Annotated in this window: 19 protein-coding genes, 1 tRNA gene and 1 pseudogene; 11 read left to right on the top strand and 10 right to left on the bottom strand. The window is 70.6% G+C overall.

Features of this window, described 5'->3' with window-relative positions; genetic code table 11:
- Positions 1-98 precede the first annotated feature (98 nt).
- Positions 99-173: transfer RNA gene (locus ABZZ20_RS09970), tRNA-Val, on the top strand.
- A gap of 68 nt (positions 174-241) precedes the next feature.
- Here the strand turns inward: ABZZ20_RS09970 and ABZZ20_RS09965 are convergent.
- Positions 242-487: pseudogene (locus tag ABZZ20_RS09965) on the bottom strand (tyrosine-type recombinase/integrase); the annotation flags it as partial.
- Between the two features lie 299 nt (positions 488-786).
- Here ABZZ20_RS09965 and ABZZ20_RS09960 point away from each other — a divergent pair.
- The 5 genes from ABZZ20_RS09960 to ABZZ20_RS09940 all read left to right on the top strand — a co-directional run bounded on the left by ABZZ20_RS09960 (position 787) and on the right by ABZZ20_RS09940 (position 3,363).
- Positions 787-1,035 (top strand): hypothetical protein, encoded by a 249-nt coding sequence (locus tag ABZZ20_RS09960; RefSeq protein WP_356868693.1) that lies wholly within the window; start codon positions 787-789, stop codon positions 1,033-1,035.
- Positions 1,036-1,140: 105 nt separating this feature from the next.
- Positions 1,141-1,548, top strand: coding sequence for a hypothetical protein (locus ABZZ20_RS09955; RefSeq protein WP_356868691.1), 408 nt, complete (start codon positions 1,141-1,143; stop codon positions 1,546-1,548).
- A gap of 92 nt (positions 1,549-1,640) precedes the next feature.
- Positions 1,641-1,931: a hypothetical protein gene (locus ABZZ20_RS09950; RefSeq protein WP_356868689.1), complete on the top strand. Its 291-nt coding sequence runs from the start codon at positions 1,641-1,643 to the stop codon at positions 1,929-1,931.
- A 565-nt stretch (positions 1,932-2,496) separates the two neighbouring features.
- Positions 2,497-3,123: a hypothetical protein gene (locus ABZZ20_RS09945; protein WP_356868687.1), complete on the top strand. Its 627-nt coding sequence runs from the start codon at positions 2,497-2,499 to the stop codon at positions 3,121-3,123.
- Between the two features lie 15 nt (positions 3,124-3,138).
- Positions 3,139-3,363, top strand: coding sequence for a DUF2277 domain-containing protein (locus ABZZ20_RS09940; protein ID WP_356868685.1), 225 nt, complete (start codon positions 3,139-3,141; stop codon positions 3,361-3,363).
- Positions 3,364-3,555: 192 nt separating this feature from the next.
- Here ABZZ20_RS09940 and ABZZ20_RS09935 read toward each other — a convergent pair whose 3' ends face one another.
- The 4 genes from ABZZ20_RS09935 to ABZZ20_RS09920 all read right to left on the bottom strand — a co-directional run bounded on the left by ABZZ20_RS09935 (position 3,556) and on the right by ABZZ20_RS09920 (position 7,591).
- A complete protein-coding gene (locus ABZZ20_RS09935) occupies positions 3,556-3,870 on the bottom strand; it encodes a hypothetical protein (RefSeq protein ID WP_356868683.1) in 315 nt (104 codons plus the stop codon).
- Between the two features lie 306 nt (positions 3,871-4,176).
- Positions 4,177-4,806, bottom strand: coding sequence for a VTT domain-containing protein (locus tag ABZZ20_RS09930; RefSeq protein WP_356868681.1), 630 nt, complete (start codon positions 4,804-4,806; stop codon positions 4,177-4,179).
- 244 nt (positions 4,807-5,050) lie between these two features.
- Entirely contained in the window at positions 5,051-6,736 is a 1,686-nt protein-coding gene (locus tag ABZZ20_RS09925; protein WP_356868679.1) for an alkaline phosphatase D family protein, read from the bottom strand.
- 210 nt (positions 6,737-6,946) lie between these two features.
- On the bottom strand, positions 6,947-7,591 hold the full coding sequence (locus ABZZ20_RS09920; protein WP_356869122.1) for an HNH endonuclease family protein: 645 nt from the start codon (positions 7,589-7,591) through the stop codon (positions 6,947-6,949).
- 586 nt (positions 7,592-8,177) lie between these two features.
- On the opposite strand from ABZZ20_RS09920, the gene ABZZ20_RS09915 reads away from it, so the two are divergent.
- Positions 8,178-8,771 carry a TMEM165/GDT1 family protein gene (locus ABZZ20_RS09915; protein ID WP_356868677.1) on the top strand — a complete coding sequence of 198 codons (594 nt, stop codon included), beginning with the start codon at positions 8,178-8,180 and terminating at the stop codon, positions 8,769-8,771.
- 308 nt (positions 8,772-9,079) lie between these two features.
- On the opposite strand, the gene ABZZ20_RS09910 is transcribed toward ABZZ20_RS09915, so the two are convergent.
- Both ABZZ20_RS09910 and ABZZ20_RS09905 read right to left on the bottom strand, forming a co-directional pair.
- Positions 9,080-9,763, bottom strand: coding sequence for an HAD-IA family hydrolase (locus ABZZ20_RS09910; protein WP_356868675.1), 684 nt, complete (start codon positions 9,761-9,763; stop codon positions 9,080-9,082).
- 128 nt (positions 9,764-9,891) lie between these two features.
- Positions 9,892-10,365 carry a peptidoglycan-binding domain-containing protein gene (locus tag ABZZ20_RS09905; RefSeq protein ID WP_356869120.1) on the bottom strand — a complete coding sequence of 158 codons (474 nt, stop codon included), beginning with the start codon at positions 10,363-10,365 and terminating at the stop codon, positions 9,892-9,894.
- A 586-nt stretch (positions 10,366-10,951) separates the two neighbouring features.
- On the opposite strand from ABZZ20_RS09905, the gene ABZZ20_RS09900 reads away from it, so the two are divergent.
- Complete coding sequence (locus ABZZ20_RS09900; protein ID WP_356868673.1) at positions 10,952-13,018, top strand: MDR family MFS transporter; 2,067 nt, start codon at positions 10,952-10,954, stop codon at positions 13,016-13,018.
- Positions 13,019-13,116: 98 nt separating this feature from the next.
- Here ABZZ20_RS09900 and ABZZ20_RS09895 read toward each other — a convergent pair whose 3' ends face one another.
- The gene (locus ABZZ20_RS09895; RefSeq protein WP_356868671.1) at positions 13,117-13,647 is read right to left on the bottom strand and encodes a GNAT family N-acetyltransferase; all 531 of its coding nucleotides are present in this window, start codon (positions 13,645-13,647) and stop codon (positions 13,117-13,119) included.
- A gap of 106 nt (positions 13,648-13,753) precedes the next feature.
- Between ABZZ20_RS09895 and ABZZ20_RS09890 the strand changes: the two genes are divergently transcribed.
- Positions 13,754-14,149, top strand: coding sequence for a nuclear transport factor 2 family protein (locus tag ABZZ20_RS09890; RefSeq protein WP_356868669.1), 396 nt, complete (start codon positions 13,754-13,756; stop codon positions 14,147-14,149).
- Between the two features lie 189 nt (positions 14,150-14,338).
- Here ABZZ20_RS09890 and ABZZ20_RS09885 read toward each other — a convergent pair whose 3' ends face one another.
- The gene (locus ABZZ20_RS09885) at positions 14,339-14,674 is read right to left on the bottom strand and encodes an antibiotic biosynthesis monooxygenase (protein ID WP_356868667.1); all 336 of its coding nucleotides are present in this window, start codon (positions 14,672-14,674) and stop codon (positions 14,339-14,341) included.
- Between the two features lie 159 nt (positions 14,675-14,833).
- Here ABZZ20_RS09885 and ABZZ20_RS09880 point away from each other — a divergent pair, with 159 nt between their 5' ends.
- Positions 14,834-15,409 carry a recombinase family protein gene (locus ABZZ20_RS09880; RefSeq protein ID WP_356868665.1) on the top strand — a complete coding sequence of 192 codons (576 nt, stop codon included), beginning with the start codon at positions 14,834-14,836 and terminating at the stop codon, positions 15,407-15,409.
- Between the two features lie 1,031 nt (positions 15,410-16,440).
- On the opposite strand, the gene ABZZ20_RS09875 is transcribed toward ABZZ20_RS09880, so the two are convergent.
- Positions 16,441-16,662, bottom strand: a complete 222-nt coding sequence (locus ABZZ20_RS09875; protein WP_356868663.1) for a hypothetical protein — start codon at positions 16,660-16,662, stop codon at positions 16,441-16,443.
- Positions 16,663-16,689: 27 nt separating this feature from the next.
- Between ABZZ20_RS09875 and ABZZ20_RS09870 the strand changes: the two genes are divergently transcribed.
- Positions 16,690-18,693, top strand: coding sequence for a bifunctional glycosyltransferase 87/phosphatase PAP2 family protein (locus ABZZ20_RS09870; protein WP_356868661.1), 2,004 nt, complete (start codon positions 16,690-16,692; stop codon positions 18,691-18,693).
- The last annotated feature ends 439 nt before the right edge of the window (positions 18,694-19,132 follow it).

Raw genomic sequence — 19,132 nt, 5'->3', positions numbered from 1 at the left:
CTCCCGTACCGTGTCCGCCATGCCCCGGTCCATTCTCCTCTACGGGAACGGGTTTGCGTGGGGGGTGTGCCTCCCGTGTACGCTGTCCACTCATCCACGGGTGCGTAGCTCAGGGGTAGAGCGCTGCTCTTACAAAGCAGATGTCGGCGGTTCGAAACCGTCCGCGCCCACCAGTACGAAGGCCCCCAACCAATCTTGGTTGGGGGTCTTTGACATCTATATCTGACATCAACGGGGACGGTCAGGAACGGCCGCGCCGGGTCCTGAGCAGCCGATCCATGTGCCCGACCGCCTCGCGCTGCGTGTCCTGCACGACGTGGGCGTAGACGTTCATGGTGACGGCGATCTGCGAATGCCCGAGGATCTCCATCACGACCCGGGGCGGTACGCCGGCGGCGGTCAGCAGCGTCGCAGTCCCGTGCCGGGCATCGTGCAGCCGGACGACCCGGAGCCCAGGAACATCGAACCGGCTCAACCTTGACCACGACGCTACAACCGACCACTGACAACGCCCGAGACAGGTTTCGCATCATGGCTGACTGGCCGCTTCCGTGCCCCGACTGTGACCGGCCCATGCAGTGGAAGGGGTACGTTCTTTGCAAGCGCGAGGAGGACGACAAGCGGGTCTGTCGCTCCCTGTGGCGCTGTCAGGACCGGACCCTTTGGTGGCACTGGGCCGACCGCCAGGATGAACCGCTGGAGCTCTGCCCCTTTCCCAACCTGGTCCGCTGACATCCAGCGTTGGGTATCGTCCGACCCGGTCAATCAGCCGATAGCGGGGGTGGCATGCACAACGAGCGGCTCGACGAGCGGCTGTCGGACGAGGAGCTGGCGTTGTTCGTCCAGTACCTGCACCGGTTCGCCAACCACGACGTGGACATCTTCCTGAACCCGGAAGTCGGGGACCCCGAGCACCCCGTCTACGTGATGTTCGGCAGGGACTATCCCCCGGTCGGGGAGGCTGCGGACTACCGGCGGCCGTTCGCGGACCGGCGACAGGTGACATCCGCATCTGACATCAACGACGGGACATGACAGCAGCTCTTCATAGCCCCTCACGGCTCCGCGAACTACGCCCATCTCCTGGCCAGGACCGCACAGCCGAACTGGGTTGTCAGTGCTGCTGCGTACTTTCTCGCTATGGCGAACAGACCCCCTGAGAACTGGCGTGCCTGGATGGCGCAGGTGGCCCGCGACGTCGAGGCCGGGATGCTGGAGCCCGAGTGCGCCGGTGCGGCGGAGATGTACTCGGAGTCCTTGCTGAGGGCGACGGACTCGGCGTTGGAGGCATTTGAGGCGGAGGTGCGGGGGTTTGTGAAGCCTTCCGACGAGGAGGTCCTCCGGGCGGTCGAGAGGGTCGTTCTGGCCCTCAACGCTGTCGACCGCGATCCCCGCCACAGTGGGATGCGTTTCTGCACCGAAGAACGAGAGCAGTTGTGCGAGTACGTCGACCTCACTTTGGGCGAGCACGGTGTGGACGTGGCAGCTCTGTTGGCAAGGAAGGGCATCATCCGAGCCGGGATCACCGACGCCTGGCGTGACTGGTGACCGTTGCTTCCTGGGCGCCCGCCAGTGTGCTGGGCGCTAGGGACAAGCCCCGGTTTCTGGGACCCTGCCCGTGCAGCGGCATCATGGGTTCCATGACTTCGGGAACCGGCTCAGCGCCGATCGAGAGCACTCACGTCACGGCCGCCGTCGAGGGCACGGGGCTCCGCTTCTCCTGGGATGCTGATGCCCGGATCGAGGTGCGGAACCTCGGGTCCGAGGTCGTCATCGAGGCGAATGCTGCGGGTCTCAGGACGCTTGCCGGGCATCTTCTGGTGCTGGCCGGCGAAGGGGTTCCGGATGGGGCTCATCTGCACCTCGAAGACAACAACGGACTGGAAGACGGATCCGTCGGCCTGGTCTTGGAGCGTAGCGACGAAGAGTGACCGGTTCCTCGCGGTTGTCACGGGAGCGGACATCCAAAACTGACATCAACGACGGTCGATGACGGCGGCCATGCGCGGTTGCCGTGGCAGGAGGAGCCAGTGGTCCGCTTCTGAACGGGGCACGGTAGACGGACTTACAAAGCAGGTGTTGGCGCCAGGGCCCGTGCCAGATCCGTGCCAGATCGAGCAGTCAACCACGGTCAATTGGGGTCCGCAGCGGTGCAGGCAAGCACGGGGCGCCCAGCGCTGCTGTACGCCCGTTGACCAGCCAAGACTGCTGTGTGATCGGCGCCAGGCTTACAAAGCAGATGTCGGCGGTTCGAAACCGTCCGCGCCCACCAGCCAGGAGACCCCCCGTCGATCACGGCGGGGGGTCTCCTGCATCTACAAGTGACATCCGTGCGCCGATCACGGGCGGGGGGTGTCGGGTCACCCCGTCCCCACCTGCTGACGAACTCCACCACGAAACCCCAGGCCGCACCGAGCGAAATGGCCTGTCATAACTGCACGGTTGATGTGACGGGAGGCTTGACGGCTTGTCGAGGGCTCGTGGGATCGTCGTCGCATGGGCGAGTGGATAGCGGGCGGTGTCGCGTGCCTGGCGGTTGTGGCCGGGGGCGTGGTGTACGTCGTGCTGAAGCAGATGGCCGGAAAGAAGTTCGACGAGCAGCGGGAAGCCGAGCGGGTGCGGCTGCTCGCGCAGGTGGCGGAGCCCGCGCCGGTCGTGGGGGATCCGAAGTACGCCGATGTCGGAGGGATCACGGCCGGGCGTGAGGAGAGCGACGCCGACTTCACCTCCGTCCTCGTGGAGTACTACGCGTACGGGCTGACCCAGGCCCGCACCAGCTTCGCCACCAGTCAGGGGTTCGCCGGGGCAGGAGCTGCCGTCCTGCTGCTCGGCGTGGCGCTGGCCGTGTGGAAGGCCGAGAGCAGCGGGGACCTGTACCTCGGGGTGGTGACAAGCTCGGTCGGGCTCGTCGTCACGCTCATCGGACAGCTCTTCCACCGGCGGGCCGACGCCGCGCTCAAGCACATGGCCGACCAGACCGCCTCGCTGCGGGAGGACCGGCGGGCCGCCGCCGCGCTGCGGCAGGCCGTGGAGCTGCTCGACGAGGTTGCGGATCCCGTGCTGCGGGCGCGCCTACAAGCCGGTTTGATCATGAAACTGTCCGGGGCTGAGCTGCCCCAGTAGCGCGATAGTGGGGGTATGTGCCGTTCCATTAAGACGCTGCGCCCGCCCGCCATCCCCGAAAAGGCCACCGAGGAGGAGATCCGCGCCGCCGCGCTGCAGTACGTACGGAAGGTGTCCGGATTCCGGGCGCCCGCCGCGCACAATGTGGAGGTCTTCGACTCCGCCGTGGACGCGATCGCGGAGGCGACGCGGGACCTGCTCGACGGGCTCCAGGTCAGGGGCGCACCGGCCCCCGCATAGAACCTAGACCGCCGCCGGTACGGCGTCCTCCTCCAGGGGGACCACCCCCACCGGGCAGCCGGCGTACAGCAGGACCGCGTGGTGACCGAACCCAGCCGTGGGGAGAGGGGGCGCCTGCGGTGGCGGCCGATGACGATCAGGTCCGCATCCCGGGAAGCGGCCACCTGGTGGCCGGCCGCGCCGGGGGCGCCATCAGCAGTTCGACCCGTACGTGGGGGAAACGCTGCGCGTGCGGGCGCAGGTGGGCCCAGACCGCTGTGGTCGGGTCGGAGTTGCCACGCGTGCCGGGCGCGTCCCCGGGTGCGCCGCCACGACCCGGAGCCGGAAGCCGCGCCGAGCCGCCTCGCGGAACCCGAAGGAGGTGGCGCTGTCGTCCGGGACCGTGGTGTTCAAGCCGAGTACGACCTGCCCGTACGGGTCCCGTACCGGCGGCCGAGCGAGCGGTACGACCACCACCGGGCAGGCGGCGCGGTGCGCGCAGGACAAGCCGTTCGGTGCGCGGGTCATGAGGGCCTGGGAGACGGCCCATTCCAGCGCGCGGTTGCCGTTCGGCGAACCGTCGACGGCGGCGATGACGGGGTGCCGTCCCCGGTGCTCGGTGTCCGACCGGGGGCCGGGAGACCGGGGGACTGGGGTGGGGTGGGGCGGCGTGTGCGGGACGGAGCGTGGCGGGCGCGGCCGGGGGTGGGGGAGCCGGCTGGGTAAGGCGGGCAGGTGGGTTGGGTAGGTGCGGCGCCTGCCGGGCGCGGGTCCGGTCTCCGCAGCCGCCCGGGCGGGGGAGCCAGGCGCTCGGGGCGGGCGGGTGGGGGTCGGTCAGGCCGCCGGGGCCGCCGTGGGGGTGGGGCGGCGGATGACGAAGGCGGCCAGGGCCCCCGCCGCGAAGAGGGCGATCACCGAGACCGCCGTGCCGAGCCAGGTGGCCCCGAGCCACTGGGCGCCGAAATACCCCAAGGCCACGCTGTAGCCGGCCCAGGCCATGCCCGCTAGGACCGACCAGGGCAAGAACTCCCTGACCTTGCGGTGCGTCTTGCCCGCGCCCAGGGACACCACCGAGCGGCCGGCCGGGGCGAAGCGGGCGATCACCACCAGGGCGCCGCCGCCCCGGGCCAGGGCCGTACCCAGGCGTTCGTGCGCCCGGGTCAGCCGACGGGACCGGGCGATGGCGCGGTCCAGCCAGGCTCCACCGCGGCGGGCCAGCCGGAACGCGGCCATGTCGCCCAGTACCGACGCGGTCGTCGCGATCACCAGCAGGGCCAGGATGTCCGGCACCTGCGCGGGAACCGGTACCGGCCCCGCCGCCCCGGCAGCCGCCGCAGCCGCCGCCGCGGTGATCACCAGAACCCCACTCGGCAGCACCGGCAAGAAGACGTCGAGCACGACGGACAGCGCCACCACGGCGTAGATCCATGGGCTCGTGGTCAACGACCCCAGAGTCTCAAGCAAAGCGGGACTCCCCAGTCCGATTGACGTGCTTCGGCGTGAAGCGCCGCGACGTCGCGGGGGAGCGGCAGGGGCGGCTTGACAGCCATACAGCGTACGCCTGGCGTTGGCCCGCCGTACGCCCGGGGGCGTCGCGGGCCCATGGTGTGTCAGCCCCCGAGCACGGCTCGCGAACCGCGCCCCGGCCTCCGTACCGGCCATCGGCTTGCCCGCCGCACCGCTGTACAGCCGCCCCCGGCCCACCGCATCAGTCCGCCGCTGTCAGCTCCCGGTCCAGGACCGTCACCAAACGAGCTCCGTTCTGCCCCCTCTGCCCCTTCTCTCCCCTCTGTCCCTTGTGTGCCTGATCCAACTGCAGCCGCGCCGACCGGCCCACCAACGCCAAAGTCATCAGCTGGTTCCCGAACCACGGCCCACCCGTACGCCGCCAGCTCAGCGGCGGCCGACCCGTCCGCCCGTGCCGCGAGAACCCCCGCCCCAGCCACCGCCCCGCCCGGGACCAGCCCAGCCGGAAACCCCACTTCACCGCCGTGTGGATCGAGTTGTGCACCGGCGAGCACGTCAACTGGAACACCCGCGCCGTACTGGGTATCCGGGGCTCGGCCACATACGCGTGATGCACGTCCCCCGACAGCACGCACACCGTCGCCGGAGCCCGCGGCCCCGTACCCACCTCCTCGATCAGATCACTGAGCGCCGCGAACGACGCCGGAAACGCCGCCCAGTGCTCCAGATCGCTGCGCCGCCGAAGACTTTCCCCGAACCGCGCCCACCGCGGCCCCCGCTCTCCCCGACACAGCGCCGCGTTCCACGCTTCCGCGTCATGGACCAGCGGAGGCATTAGCCACGGCAGCGAGGACCCGATCAGCAAATGGTCATAACTCCCGTGCCCGGACAGCGCATTGTCCCGGAGCCACTCCTGCTCCGCCGGATCGAGCATCGCCCGCCCGTCCTCGGCCAGCACCCGCGCCGCCCGCGTGTCCACCATCAACAGCCGCGACCGGCCGAAGTCGCGCCGGTAACTCCAGCGCACCGAACCCGGATCGGCATCCGCCGCGGCCGCGAACGCCCGGAGCGCATCCGTACCGTCCGGAGCCTCCCGTACGGCCTCGTACAGCGCGTCGGCCGCGAGCTCGGCCGGCGAGAGGTTACCCAGGTGCTGGTACACCCAGTACGACATCAGCCCACCGAGCACCCGCTCCTGCCACCACGGCGTCGCCCGCATCTCCGCCAGCCACGCCGCGCTGGTGTTCCAGTCGTCCACGACATCGTGGTCATCGAATATCTGCAGGCTGGGCACGGTGGAGAGCAACCAGCGGATCTCCGGGTCGAGCCAGGACTCGTAGTACAGCCGGGTGTACTCCTCGTAGTCCGCGACCTGGGCGCCGGGCGCCTCCCGCAGATCCCGGCGGGCCGCCAGCCACTGCCGCATCTCCCGCGAGAGGTGGTCCGCGTACACCTGGTCACCCAGCAGAAGGAGCACATCCGGCCGCACCGCATCCGCATCGGCGGCCAGTCGCGCCGCGAGGGTATCGAGCGCGTCGGGGCCGTGCGGCCCTCGCCGACCGGCGGGCGGCGCAGCCTGCCGACACGACCCGAACGTGACCCGCAGCGCCGGGGCCGGCCTCCCGGCCGACGTGACGGCGGGCGTCGTGATCGTGCTCTGCGGGAAGGCGCTGTCCTGTAGCGGCCAGACGCGCACGCCGTCGAGCAGCACCTCGTACGCCGTGGTGCTCGCCGGAGTCAGGCCGGTCACCGGCACCAGCGCGTAGTGGTGCCCGGCGACCTGGAAGGTGCGCACGCTGCCGCCGGCCCCGTCGGCGCAACGCACCTCGGCCGTGCACGGGCGGTCGGTCTCGACCCATATCGTGGCCGAACCGCCCGTGTCCCAGTCGACGTAGCGCAGCAGTGGTCCAAGGCGCAATCCGGCCATGCGACTCCCCCTCCTCCGTAGCCCCTTGGATCACGGTACGACGGGGAGGGGGAGCCTGGCCTCCCCCTGGCGGGGGATAGGGCGGGGGACGGAGCGAGCAACGACCGGCAGGCGCAACGGCGTCCGCTCGGTGGTCGGCTCAGCGCCCGCCCGCGCCGTGGTTGCGGGCACGGTTGCGACTGCGGGACCGGCCGCGGGCCGAGCCGACCGTCAGCAGCCGTTGAGGACGTTCACCAGGGCCGACTTCTCGCCGGAGTCCATGCTCAGGCCCCAGTACTGCTTCACTTCGACCCACATCCGGGCGTAGGTGCAGCGGTAGGCGGTCCGCGGCGGCAGCCACTTGCCGGGGTCGAGGTCGCCCTTGGCCTGGTTGACGTTGTCGGTGACCGCGATGAGCTGCGGGCGGGTGAGGTCGTTGGCGAACTGCTGGCGCTTGGAGGTGGTCCAGGAACTGGCACCGGAGCGCCAGGCCTCGGCGAGCGGGACGACGTGGTCGATGTCGAGGTCGGCGGCGGCGGTCCAGGTGGCGCCGTCGTACTCGGAGTACCAGCTTCCGCTGACGGAGGCGCAGGAGGAGTCCGTGACGACGTTGACGCCGTCGCGCTTGAGGACGGTCTCCCGGGTGTTGCACGTGCCGGAGACGGTGGTCCAGTGCGGGAACAGGCTGCGGCTGTAGCCGCTGGTGGAGCCCTCGGCCTGCGGCGTGACCGTGGCGAGGTAGGAGCGGGCGGCGGCGGCGCTGATGGGGGTGGGTGGGGCTGCCTGGGCGACGGGCGCGTTCACGATCGAGGTGAGGGCGGCGAGCGTGGCCGCCGACGCGAGCACGCCCATTCGACGCGCGTAGACAGAGGGTATGAGGGTCTTGAGGGCCATGAGGGGGCTCCCTGGATGCGGGGGGTGTGTGGCCGGACGGCCCCGGAGGGGCGCGGCCATGGTGGCGGCGCCAGATTGCGTGGCGGCGGGCGCAAGGTTACAGGCTTGCGACATGAGCACGTCAGGCCTGGGTCGCTAACTACCCCTGGTTTAAATGGAAGTTGGAATTCCATGCGGGAAGGGGGTGAAGCTGGACGTATGGATCGGGCCGGGCGAGTGCAGCGCTGTGGGAAGGCGAGAGGGGCGGCCCGAAGGTGCGAGGGGATCGATGTCACATTCCGGGCACCGGTGGGCTTCGCGTATTCTGGGGGAGCAGAAGGGGAGTAGCTCTTCGCCGGACCGTCGACATACTGCTGGGTCACCCCAGCCGGCGCCCGGAGGCAGGCCGCACGTAGCGGTCGGCCAGCGAGACCTTCGGCCGCAGTGTCCTGTTCCTGTTCATCTGCACCCGTTCACAATCGGGTGCATGGACGCAGTCAGGGCGCCGCCGAGCCGAAGCGACCCCTGAAGAACCCCAGGTCTCTCGGTATCGATGGCACCCTGCCCGACCGATTGAGGTTCCGCCTCCGTGTTCAGCACGAACTTCAGCTTCGCCGTCACGGCCATCGCCTTCGGCGTCGTCTTCCTCGCCGAACTCCCCGACAAGACGGCCCTCGCCGGCCTGATGCTCGGCACACGCTACCGCGCCTCCTACGTCTTCGCCGGTGTCGCCGCCGCCTTCGCCGTACACGTCGCACTCGCCATCGCCGCGGGCAGCGTGCTCACCCTCCTTCCGCATCGACTCGTCCAGGCCGTCGTCGGAGTCCTCTTCCTCGCGGGCGCGGCGATGCTGCTCCTGAAGAAGAGCGAGGGGGAAGAGGAGGTCAAGGCGCCCGCCGACCAGTCCTTCTGGAAGGTCTCGGGAGCCGGATTCATGCTGATCCTCGTGGCCGAGTTCGGTGACCTGACGCAGATCATGACCGCCAACCTCGCAGCACGCTACGACAACCCCGTCTCGGTCGGCGTCGGCGCCGTGTTCGCCCTGTGGGCGGTCGCGGGCATCGGCATCCTGGGCGGGCGCACCCTGATGAAGTACGTGCCGCTGCGGCTGATCACCAAGGTCGCAGCCGGCGTGATGGCGGCGCTGGCAGCGTTCTCGCTGTACGAGGCGATCGCGGGCTAGCGGGGGCGGAGCCCGTTCGGGGTGGGCGGTGGGCTGGGCGGGTGTAGCGGCTCGGCTCGGCTCTGGTCCGGCCCCGGGCGGGCATCAGTCCTGTGCCCGCGCCGCGGCCCCGGCCGGTGCGGCCGGTGGTGGCGCGGGCGATCGGGCCGGGCTCCGGAGGGGAAGGCGGGGGTCCCCGGCCATTCGCCGCCGACGGGCCGCGCCCGAATCCAGGCCTTTCGCGCCGAATCCGGGCCTTCCGCGCGCGTCCTCGCGTGCGGCCGCGGGGCACGCCCTCGCGTACGGCCCCCGCCTGGCAGCCCCGCCCCTCAGGCCGCCGGGTCCAGGGTGAGGCGGATCGAGCCGTCCGGGGTGTACGCCACCTGGATCGACGTCAGGTCGGGGGCATGGGCCGTCGGGGCGTGGGCCGTGGCCCGGGGGCCGATGCCGATCACGCGCATGCCGGCTGCCCGGCCCGCGGCGATGCCCGCCGCGGAGTCCTCGAAGACGATGCAGTCGGCCGGGTCCACGCCCAGTTCGGCGGCGCCCCTGAGGAAACCCTCGGGGTCGGGCTTGCTGGCCTGGACCGACTCGGCGGTGATCCGCACCTCGGGCATCGGCAGGGCCGCGGCGGTCATGCGGGCCACGGCCAGGGCCGCGTCGGCGGAAGTGACCAGGGCGTGCGGGAGTCCGGCGATCGCCGCCATGAACTCCGCGGCTCCGCCGACCGGGACCACTCCGTCGGTGTCGGCGGTCTCACGGGCGAGCATCACGGCGTTCTCGGCGTGGTTGAGCTCCATCGGGCGCTCCGGCAGCAGGATGGCCATGGTGGCGTAGCCCTGCCGGCCGTGGACCACCTTGAGGGCCTCGTGCGGATCCAAACCGTGGGAGACCGCCCAGTCGCGCCAGCAGCGCTCGACCACCGCGTCCGAGTTCACGAGGGTGCCGTCCATGTCCAGGAGCAGGGCCTTGGCGGTGAGGACGACGCGTGCGGTGGTGGGGCTGGCCGACATCGGCGGTGCTCCAGACGGGGCGGGAAAAGAGAACAAGCGGTTCCGCCCACCGGTCAGGGAGTGCGGGCGGAACCACTTTGTTTCTACACGATACAAAACAATGAGCGGTTCGCGCCACCACGCGAGCGTCAGCCCGTGCCCTCCAGGGCCCGGCGGGTCTCCGGACCGTAGACGCCGTAAGGGTCCCCGTAGATTTCGTTGTACGCCTGAAATGTCGACACGGCCTCCTCCGTACGGCTGTCGAACCTGCCGTTGAACTTGCCGCGGTAGATGCCCTGCCCCGCCAGGAGCCGCTGCATCTTCTCCACCTCCGGGCCCGTATCCCCGTACCTCAGCGTTGGCGCCTTCGAGGGGGGCGGGGTGCTGGGCGCGCGGCTCTTGCTCGCCGACGGACTCGGAGAAGCCGAGGTGCGGGAGGGGCTGGGCGAGGGGGACGCCGACTTGGAGGCGCTCCGCGAGGGTGAGGCCGAAGCCGAGGCCGAGGGGGACGGGCTGCCCGCGGACGCAGACTGCGTCGGGCCCGCTGGGTCCAGGCTCACCGCGGGAGCGGACGGCTTGGCGTCCAGCAGCACGGTGTCGCTGTCACCGGAGCGGGGGAGCATCCCCAGCGCCAGGGCCGCCGTGCCGACGGCGACCACCGTGCCGGCGCCGGCCAGGATCGTCGGGAGCCGCTTTCGGCTGCCGGCCCCGGACCGCTTCTCGGGGCCCCCACCCCCACCCCTCCCCCCGAAACCGTCCCTGCCGCCTGCTGCCGGGTCGAACGCCCGGAGCTGTACCGTCTCGGCCGGCCAGAGCGCATGCGGCGGCGTATCCGGCCAGGCCGCGGGTATGCCATACGCCGGGGTGTCGTCCCCCCGCGGCGCATCGCCGGGAGAGGCGTACCCGCCGGGGGCCCCGTCCACCACGCCCCGCACCGCTTGCGGGGGCGGCGGGGCGTCGGACCGGCCGGGGTCGGGAAGCGTCACGTACGGACGGATGCGCAGGGGCTCGAACCCCGTGCCCGCCGTGCACCCGCAGTCGACGCCCACGGCGCCGCATTCTGGACAGCGCTCAGCGCTCACTGGAATCCCTTCCTGGCCATTGCCAGCGATTATGCAGACCCGCGGGGGCCCGCCCAACCCGCCCGAGAGGCCATATCCGGCCACACCGCTCAGGATGGACATGTTGATCCGGCCTGAGGAGGAGCGGATGGCTCAGGATGTGACTGCGGACGCCGTGAACCCGCCTCCCGACCCCCGAAAATCCGACCCCGCCGCCCAACACACCTCCCGTGAGGTACTCGTCTCCATCGGCGCCCTGCTGCTCGGTCTGCTGATCGCCGCCCTCGACCAGACCATCGTCTCCACTGCCCTACCGACGATCGTCAGCGACCTGGGCGGCATGGCGCACCTGTCCTGGGTCGTCACCGCTTACATGCTGGCGTCCACTGCCGCCACGCCGCTGTGGGGCAAGCTCGGCGACCAGTACGGCCGCAAGAAGCTGTTCCAGGGCGCCATCGTGCTCTTCCTCATCGGGTCGGCGCTGTGCGGGCTCGCCCAGGACATGCCGCAGCTCATCGGGTTCCGCGCACTCCAAGGCCTGGGCGGCGGCGGACTGATCGTGCTGTCGATGGCGATCGTCGGCGACATCGTCCCGCCCCGCGAGCGCGGCAAGTACCAAGGCCTCTTCGGCGCGGTCTTCGGCGCGACCAGCGTCCTCGGACCGCTGCTGGGCGGCCTGTTCGTCGACACCCTGTCCTGGCGCTGGGTCTTCTACATCAACCTCCCCATCGGTCTCGTCGCGCTCGCCGTCATCGCCGCGGCCCTGCACATCCCCGCACGCCCCTCCCAGCACACCATCGACTACCTCGGCACCTTCCTCATCGCCTGCGTCGCCACCTGCCTGGTGCTCGTCGCCTCCATGGGCGGCACCTGGGGCTGGGGCTCGGCCCGGATCATCGGCCTGGCCGTGCTCGGTGCGGTGCTACTCGCTGCCTTTCTCCTCGTCGAACGGCGCGCCGTCGAACCCGTCCTGCCCCTGGGACTGTTCAGGATCCGCACCTTCACCCTCTGCTCGGTGATCAGCTTCGTCGTCGGCTTCGCGATGTTCGGTGCGATGGTCTACCTCCCGACGTTCCTCCAGGTGGTGCAGGGCGTCTCCCCCACCATGTCCGGCGTCCACATGCTGCCGATGGTGCTCGGCATGCTGATCTCCTCCACCACCTCCGGTCAGATCGTCAGCCGCACCGGACGGTGGAAGGTCTTCCCGATCGCCGGTACCGCGGTGACCGCGGTCGGGCTGCTCCTGCTGCACCGCTTGGAGCGCACCAGCGGAACCTGGGAGATGAGCACCTACTTCTTCGTCTTCGGTGTCGGACTGGGCCTGGTCGTGCAGGTGCTGGTGCTGGTGGTGCAGAACGCCGTCAGTTACGCCGACCTCGGCGTCGCCACCTCCGGGGCCACGTTCTTCCGTTCCATCGGCGCCTCCTTCGGCGTCGCGATCTTCGGCACGGTCTTCACCAACCGGCTCGACGACGAACTCACCACCGTCTTCGCAGGGCTCCGGGTGCCGCCCGGTACGACCGCGCAGGTGGAGGCCGATCCCCGGGCCATCGCCCAGCTGCCCGCCGCGTTGCAGCCCCGCGTGCTCGACGCCTATTCCGCCGCCATCACCGACGTCTTCCTCTACGCCGTCCCCGTCGTCCTCCTCGCCTTCGTCGTGGCCTGGTTCCTGAAGGAGGACAAGCTCCGCGGCTCAGTCACCGCACCCGATGTCACCGAGACCCTCGCCTCCAACCCCGTCCAGCGCTCCTCGCGCGAAGAGGTCGCCCGCGCACTGTCGGTGCTCGGAACCCGGGAGGGCCGCCGCCACGTGTACGAGAAGATCACCGAGAGGGCCGGCTTCGACCTGCTGCCCGCGGCCAGCTGGCTGCTGCTGCGGATCAACAGGTACGGCTCAGGCGACCCCGCCGTGCTCGCGTACCGGACCACCGTGCCCCTGAAGGTCATCACGGACGCCGCCCGCCAGCTGGAGGAACAACAGCTCGCGGTACGGGACGGACTGTCGTTGGTTCCCACCGCGCGCGGGCGGGGGCACGCCGAGAAGCTGGCCGAGGCTCGCCAGGAGTCGCTCGCCGAACTCCTCGGTGACTGGTGGGGCCCCGACCGCCCGACCGACCTGGTCGAACTGGTCAAGGAGATCAACACGGAGCTCTGCGGATCGGATGCCGAGGAGCCCTACGACGCCGCCGCCCGCCGGGACCACGCCGCGCCCTGATCCACCCTGACCCACCCCGAGCCGTCCTGACCCATCCCACTGGGCGACCTCGGCCGGGGTCGGCGGCTTCCGAACGGGGAGAGCCGGCCCAGCCGCGTTCAGACCATGGGCTTCTCGAACCAGTGCTCCGCGTACGGGCCGGAGTTGTACGCGGGTATCTCCACATACCCGTGCCGTGCATACAACGCCCGAGCCTCCACCAGGTCCGACCGGGTGTCCAGCCGGACCCGCTCGGCGCCCAACGCGCGCGCCTCGTCCTCCAGGGCGGCGAGCAACGCCGCCCCGCCGCCGGTGCCCCGGGCGCGCGGGTCCACGTACACCCTCGTGAGCTCGGCGGTGCCGAGGTCGAGCAGCCGTACGCCGCCGCACGCCAGGGGTGCGCCGGCCAGCCTGCCGACCACGAACCGGCCCGTCGGCGGGACGAGCCCGTCGGCCGGATCGTCGCGCAGGCCCTGGTCGATCTCGGCATCGGTGACGGACCGCTTCCAGTACCGGCCGGCGACCTCCGCGTAGTAGGCGCGGCGCAGGGCAGTGGCATCGGCGGTGGCGAAGTGCTCGGCCACGACGGTCCACGTGTCCGCTGCCGGGGCGGCGGCGGTGGAGCTGCTGCTGCTCGTTTTGGTGTTCATGGCGTCATTGTGGAGTCGGCGTGCGTCCCGCCGCGTGGAATATCCACAGGCACGGGCCGATGATGGGAAAAGGTGTAAATCACTCACACGGAAGGCGTGAGACGCCATGTCCGAGCACCCTGACGCTGCCCTGATCCGCCGCGGTTACGAGGCCTTCGGCAAGGGCGACCTGGAGACGCTGGGCTCGCTGATGACCGCCGACGTCATCCATCACGTGCCCGGCAACAACCCGATGTCCGGACACCACAAGGGTCGCGAAGCGGTCCTCGACCTGTACCGGAGGCTCGGCGAGGAGACCAACGGCACCTTCCAGGCCGATCTGCATGCGGTGCTGGTCGACGGGCGCGGGCACGGCATGAGCTTCCACACGGTGCGGGCCGACCGGGGCGATCGGGGGATCGAAATCCAGGAGGGCCTCTTCTTCACGATCGTCGGCGGGAAGATCACCGACATCGACGAGTGCACCCAGAACATCGACGAAGAGGACGCCTTCTGGAGTTGATCCCCGGCTCTGGTCCTGATGATCGGCCCTGGTCCCTGATGGCCGACCCCGGTCCTTGGTTCCCCGTCCTGCCCGTTCCCGTATCCAGCCGACCCGGCGTCGCCCGCCTCGCCTCGCCTCGCCCCGCCACCGTCCCGCCGGGTGGGACGGAGGCGAAGGCTGCTCGGGCCCGATGGGCCGGGTCCGAGCTCAGGCCTGCGGCTTCGGCGCCGCCTGCTGGACGACCTCGAACGACCACACCGTCGACCCCGAAGCCGCAGGCTTCGGCCGGTCGCCCGCGCCCGCGCCACCGCCCTGGTGCGCCGCCTTCATGGGCCCCTCCATCCACGCCTGGAAGTCCTCCTCCGAGCGCCAGCGCGTGTAGACGAGGTACTGGTCCGTGCCCTCCACGGGCCGCAGCAGTTCGAACCACTCGAAACCGTCCGAGCCTTCGACGGCACCCGCCCGCGAGGCGAAGCGCTGCTCCAGCACCTCTCGCTGCTCGGCGGGGACGGTCAGTACGTTGATCTTTACCACACTAGGCACATGGCACCTCTCAGGAATCACAGGCCGGGCCTTGCGCCTAGCCTTGACGACGTGCGTGCAGTCTCCTACATCCGTCAGTCGAAGCGTCGTGAGGACGATTCCCAGGCGTCCCCTATGGCGCAGCGCGAGCCGATGCGCGTCACCCAATAGCGCGAAGGGGTGGAACGACGCGGGTCACTTCGAACTGCAATCGCACGGCGTCCGGCTGGTCAGTATCGAAGCGCCGTACCGTGCTTCGACACGTCCACGCCGGTCGGTGGCGGAATCCTCGCCACCATCGCGGATCTGGCGCAGCAGGAATCCGACATGAAGTCGGCCTATGTGTCCGCCGCCCAGGACACGGTCCGGCGGCCCGGTAGCCACGTGTCCGGTGTCGCCCCGTACGGCTTCACGACGGAGCGTGAGATCCGGGGCAAGCTGCTGCCCGTCATCCGGCTCGTGCCGGACCCCGTAGAGGCCCCGCACGTCCGTGACATGGCCGAGTGGGCAGCAGACGGCCTGTCCGCCTCGCAGATCGCCAAGAGCCTCAATGAAGAGGGCGTGCCGACCACGCCCGAATCCCTGGGAGAGGCGGGGATGGAGCGGCTTGCCGCGCGGCGCGCTCGGGCGGTCTCGGAAGCCGCGGACCGACCTGCGTGGGTACTAGCGGAAGCCACGGTTCGAGTTCGCGCATCCCGCTCTAACGGGCTGTCCACCAGGCCGCCCCGGTTCCGGCTGTTGTTGTCACCAGCGTGACCAGCCATGCGGGGACTCGCTGAATCGTCAAGTGGAGTCCACCGCAGCGAAGTTCGAAGGCGGGTCGGAGACTCGGGAGCTTTGTTGTCTGCGTCATACCTCTGGTCCTTCCACCCCCCTACCCGCCGTAAGCGTGACCTAACCCACGGTGGCGGAGCATGAGGGGCGCATGGGGGCGCACAGTCAGAGCGACTGTCCTGCAGTCAAGCGATATGCGCGCTTTGCCCTGCTGGAAGTGTGGGGGTTCCGCGCTTCTGAGTTTTGTCAAGGTTCGTCATTTCCTTGGTGGATGAGCGCGCGTCTCAGGAGGTACCTCCGTGCCCCGAAAGCCCCGCCCCCCTTGCTCGGTACCCGGAGGCCCGGAGCTGGCCCGAGCCGGCGGACGCTGCGCCGAGCATGAGCGCGAGGCGAACGTGGACCGTGCGTCACGTGGTGGCGCTGTGCATGACCCGCACTGGCAGCGCATGCGTCGGGCCTACCTGTACCGGCATCCGTGGTGCGTGCTGTGCGGTCGACTGGCGAACATGGCGGATCACTTCCCGCTGCCTCGAAGGGAGTTGATCGCACGGGACGAGGCGAGCCCTGAGGGACCGAGTCATTTCGGTCGATCGGCTCGAACGCGCTGGCAGAGACCCGGAAGCGACGGGCACCAGGACCACGCGCAGAGGAGCAAGAGGAACGCGTGAGCCGTGACCCTCAGGGCGGTCGCGTGGATCGCCTGTGTGGTGTTCATCGTTGTTCGGGGTCGGGGCGCGTGAGCGGATGATCTCGGCAGGCGGTCCGGGTGATCAACGGCGACTCAGCCGGCCCGGTCCTGGTCTTTCGTTCGGGGGAATCCGTGCGCCCCGTGGCCCGGTTCCGCCGTGAGGGCTACTGGGACGGCTGGGGCGACGTCAACCCGTCGTGCGAGTGTCTGTGCTGCGCACTGGCCGAGTGGAGCACATCGGACGCCCCCCCCCGCTGAGGCCCCGTCGGCGACGGCGAGCGTCATCGCCGGATCGGGGCTTCTATGCTGATCAGGCCTGGGCGGATCAGTCGCAGGTCAGGGCCTGTGTGAATGCCTTGACGCCCTTGTTGATCTTCGCGATGTTCTTGCCCGCCATTCTGGGGATCCCGTGGGAGATATCGTCGTCCCCGGTAATGAAGTGGTGCACGAAGCGCGGCAGCCAGGCGAAGTCAAGGTTGCGGTCAACAGGGCGGGAGGCCTGCGAGGCGTGGCTAACGCGGCAGAGCACAGTGGTGCGAACGGACATGCCGGGGTCATAGGCAGTAGCAGCAGGTTGGGGGCGGCGCGCTTCTTCCTGTGGGCGCTGGCCGGGCTCCTCGCCGTCAGACAGGCCGCCGCCGTGCTGCGCGTGCCGCCCAGCGAATGGCTCGGCGCCTTCCGGCTCCCCGGCGGCCTTGCCGGTTCGCTCTACGACGGCGGCCAGTTCACCGGCACCCCCTTCGCCGGGCTGGTCCTCAGGCCGTTCCTCGGTCTTGCGGCGCCTTCGCTGGAGGTGGCCTGGACCTGCGCGACGCTGTTGCTCGTCGCCGCCGTCGGGCTCGTCGCCGCGCGCGGTCTGCCCGATCCGGTGCCGCGGCGCACCGCGCTGCTGGCCGCGCCCGCGTTGGTCGGCCTGATGATGGTTTCGCTGCCCGTCCGCGAGGCCGCCTCACCGGGGCAGACCGCCGTCCTGCCCGTACTGCTGGTGCTCCTGGCCGTCTTCAGGGTGCCCGGCGAGCGGCCGGCCGGCTTCCTCGTCGGTCTCGCCGCCGCGCTCCAGCCGGCGCTGCTGCTCTTCGCGCCGCTCCTGTGGCTCACCGGCCGCCGGCCCACCGCGAAGGCCGCCGCCGTGACGTTCGCCGGAGCCACCGCACTGTCCTGGGCGGCGCTGCCCCGCGACGCGTGGGCGTACTGGGTCCACCACCTGGCCGGCACCGGCCTCGGCGGCGCCCCCGACGGCCTCGCCAACCAGTCCGTGCACGGCGCGCTGCTGCGGCTCGGCCTGACCGGCCCCGGCGAGATCCTGCTGTACGTGGCCCTCGCGACCCTGATCGGGTGGATCGGGCTGCGCCGGGCGGCCCGCTACGCCCGTGACGGCCAACTGCTGCTCGCCGTCGCGATCACCGGCTGCGTGGCCGTCGCCGTGACGCCGACGGGCTGGCGTCACCAGTTGGTGTGGGTGCTGCTGGCGGTGGCCGGCAAGGTCGGCGCGCGGGCCGCGGACCGGCCCGTATGGCCGGTGGCCGTGGTGCTCGCCATGTCCCTGCCCAGCGATGTGCTGCTGCCCAACCTGGCCGCGCTGGCCCCGGTCCGCGACAACGTGCTGCTGCTCGCCGCGCTGGCCGCGGCCTGTGCCGTGCCGTTCCTGGAGCGGTCGTCGCCCTACTGGCGCGCGCCCGTACCCACCGCGTACGGGCAGCCCGCCGCCGCCCGCTGGGCGCGCGTGCCGCTGCTGCCGTTCTGGCGGCGCGTGCTCTCGCGCCCCAACCTGCTGCTGGAACTGCTGCTGATACGGGTCGGGTACTCGATGTACTCGCACATCCGGGCTGCCGCGCCGACCAGCCGCAGCCTCGCGGAGGCCAACGGGAGCCAGATCCACGGCATCGAGCGGGCACTGGGCATCGACATCGAGCATGCCGTCAACCACGCGGTGGTGAACACGCCGTGGGTGGAGAAGTTCTTCAACTTCTACTACACGTCGTTCCACTTCGTCGTTCCGCTGACGATCCTGGCGGTGCTGTACTGGCGCCGGCCCGGGGACTACCGCTGGGCGCGTGCCTCCCTGGGCCTGGCCACGCTCCTCGCACTGGTCGGCTTCTGGCTGTACCCGCTGTCGCCGCCGCGCCTGATGCCCGGCCTCGGCTTCATCGACACCGTGCACGGACCGCAGGACCTTGCCCATCCGCAGTACGGGGCGATGACCGCGATCTCCAACCAGTACGCGGCGATGCCCTCGCTGCACTTCGGCTGGTCACTGTGGTGCGGGATCGTGATCATTGTGCTTGCGCCGAAGGGCTGGCAGAAGCTCCTCGGGGCGCTGCACCCGCTGATCACGGTGTGCGCGATCGTCGCCACCGCAAACCACTGGGTGCTCGACGCGGTGGGCGGCGCCCTGGTGGTGAGCGCCGGTTTCGGGCTCGTGCACGTCCTGTCCGGGCCGCGCCGGCTCCAGCTGACGTTGCCGGTGCAGCGCCCCACCACTGCTCCGGAGGAGGAGCCCGCCGTACGGTCGGGGTCGGGGTCGGGCTCTGGCTCGGGGTCTGAGGCGGGAGCGGGGTCGGTGCGCGCCCGTATCTGAGGATGGCGGGCGCGGATGGCGGCGGATTCGTACGAGCCGCCGTCGCCGGCCAACCCGTCCCTGTTCACGACGAGGTGTCGGACCGTCGTCTGACCGGGCGTCAAGCTCGGGGCTCTTGCGCCGCTCGCCGCGCGTCCGGTCGGTGAGCCGGGCACACCATGGGGCACGGGGATCCTGAGTTCGGCATCGCGCCCAGGGGCGGCGCGGCCGACCGCGCGGAGCCCGGGTTCGCGGATGCGGGGCGTACGGGGGGGCACACTCGGGCGGCGCCAAGAGCAGTCACGGGCGAAAAGAACGGGCCGACGGGCCGGCGGGACGCCGAAGGGGCGCCGGGGCAGGGGACCGCCCCGGCGTCCCTTCGGTGGATCGTCGCGTCCTGTCAGGATCCACCCGGCGGGGCGATCCCGCCACCGCAACCAGCGGACGGCAGGGGCCGGGG

It is taken from the genome of Streptomyces sp. NPDC006430, assembly GCF_040612395.1.
Lineage (GTDB): Bacteria > Actinomycetota > Actinomycetes > Streptomycetales > Streptomycetaceae > Streptomyces.
This window is presented reverse-complemented; position numbering and strand designations above follow the sequence as displayed.

Coding starts and splice junctions, on each gene's coding strand:
- ABZZ20_RS09905 (WP_356869120.1), bottom strand. CDS start 10,365: ATGCTCCCCCGCTCCGGTGACAGCGACACCGTGCTGCTGGACGCCAAG.
- ABZZ20_RS09940 (WP_356868685.1), top strand. CDS start 3,139: ATGTGCCGTTCCATTAAGACGCTGCGCCCGCCCGCCATCCCCGAAAAG.
- ABZZ20_RS09900 (WP_356868673.1), top strand. CDS start 10,952: ATGGCTCAGGATGTGACTGCGGACGCCGTGAACCCGCCTCCCGACCCC.
- ABZZ20_RS09925 (WP_356868679.1), bottom strand. CDS start 6,736: ATGGCCGGATTGCGCCTTGGACCACTGCTGCGCTACGTCGACTGGGAC.
- ABZZ20_RS09960 (WP_356868693.1), top strand. CDS start 787: ATGCACAACGAGCGGCTCGACGAGCGGCTGTCGGACGAGGAGCTGGCG.
- ABZZ20_RS09935 (WP_356868683.1), bottom strand. CDS start 3,870: ATGACCCGCGCACCGAACGGCTTGTCCTGCGCGCACCGCGCCGCCTGC.
- ABZZ20_RS09875 (WP_356868663.1), bottom strand. CDS start 16,662: ATGTCCGTTCGCACCACTGTGCTCTGCCGCGTTAGCCACGCCTCGCAG.
- ABZZ20_RS09895 (WP_356868671.1), bottom strand. CDS start 13,647: ATGAACACCAAAACGAGCAGCAGCAGCTCCACCGCCGCCGCCCCGGCA.
- ABZZ20_RS09890 (WP_356868669.1), top strand. CDS start 13,754: ATGTCCGAGCACCCTGACGCTGCCCTGATCCGCCGCGGTTACGAGGCC.
- ABZZ20_RS09955 (WP_356868691.1), top strand. CDS start 1,141: ATGGCGAACAGACCCCCTGAGAACTGGCGTGCCTGGATGGCGCAGGTG.
- ABZZ20_RS09910 (WP_356868675.1), bottom strand. CDS start 9,763: ATGTCGGCCAGCCCCACCACCGCACGCGTCGTCCTCACCGCCAAGGCC.
- ABZZ20_RS09950 (WP_356868689.1), top strand. CDS start 1,641: ATGACTTCGGGAACCGGCTCAGCGCCGATCGAGAGCACTCACGTCACG.
- ABZZ20_RS09945 (WP_356868687.1), top strand. CDS start 2,497: ATGGGCGAGTGGATAGCGGGCGGTGTCGCGTGCCTGGCGGTTGTGGCC.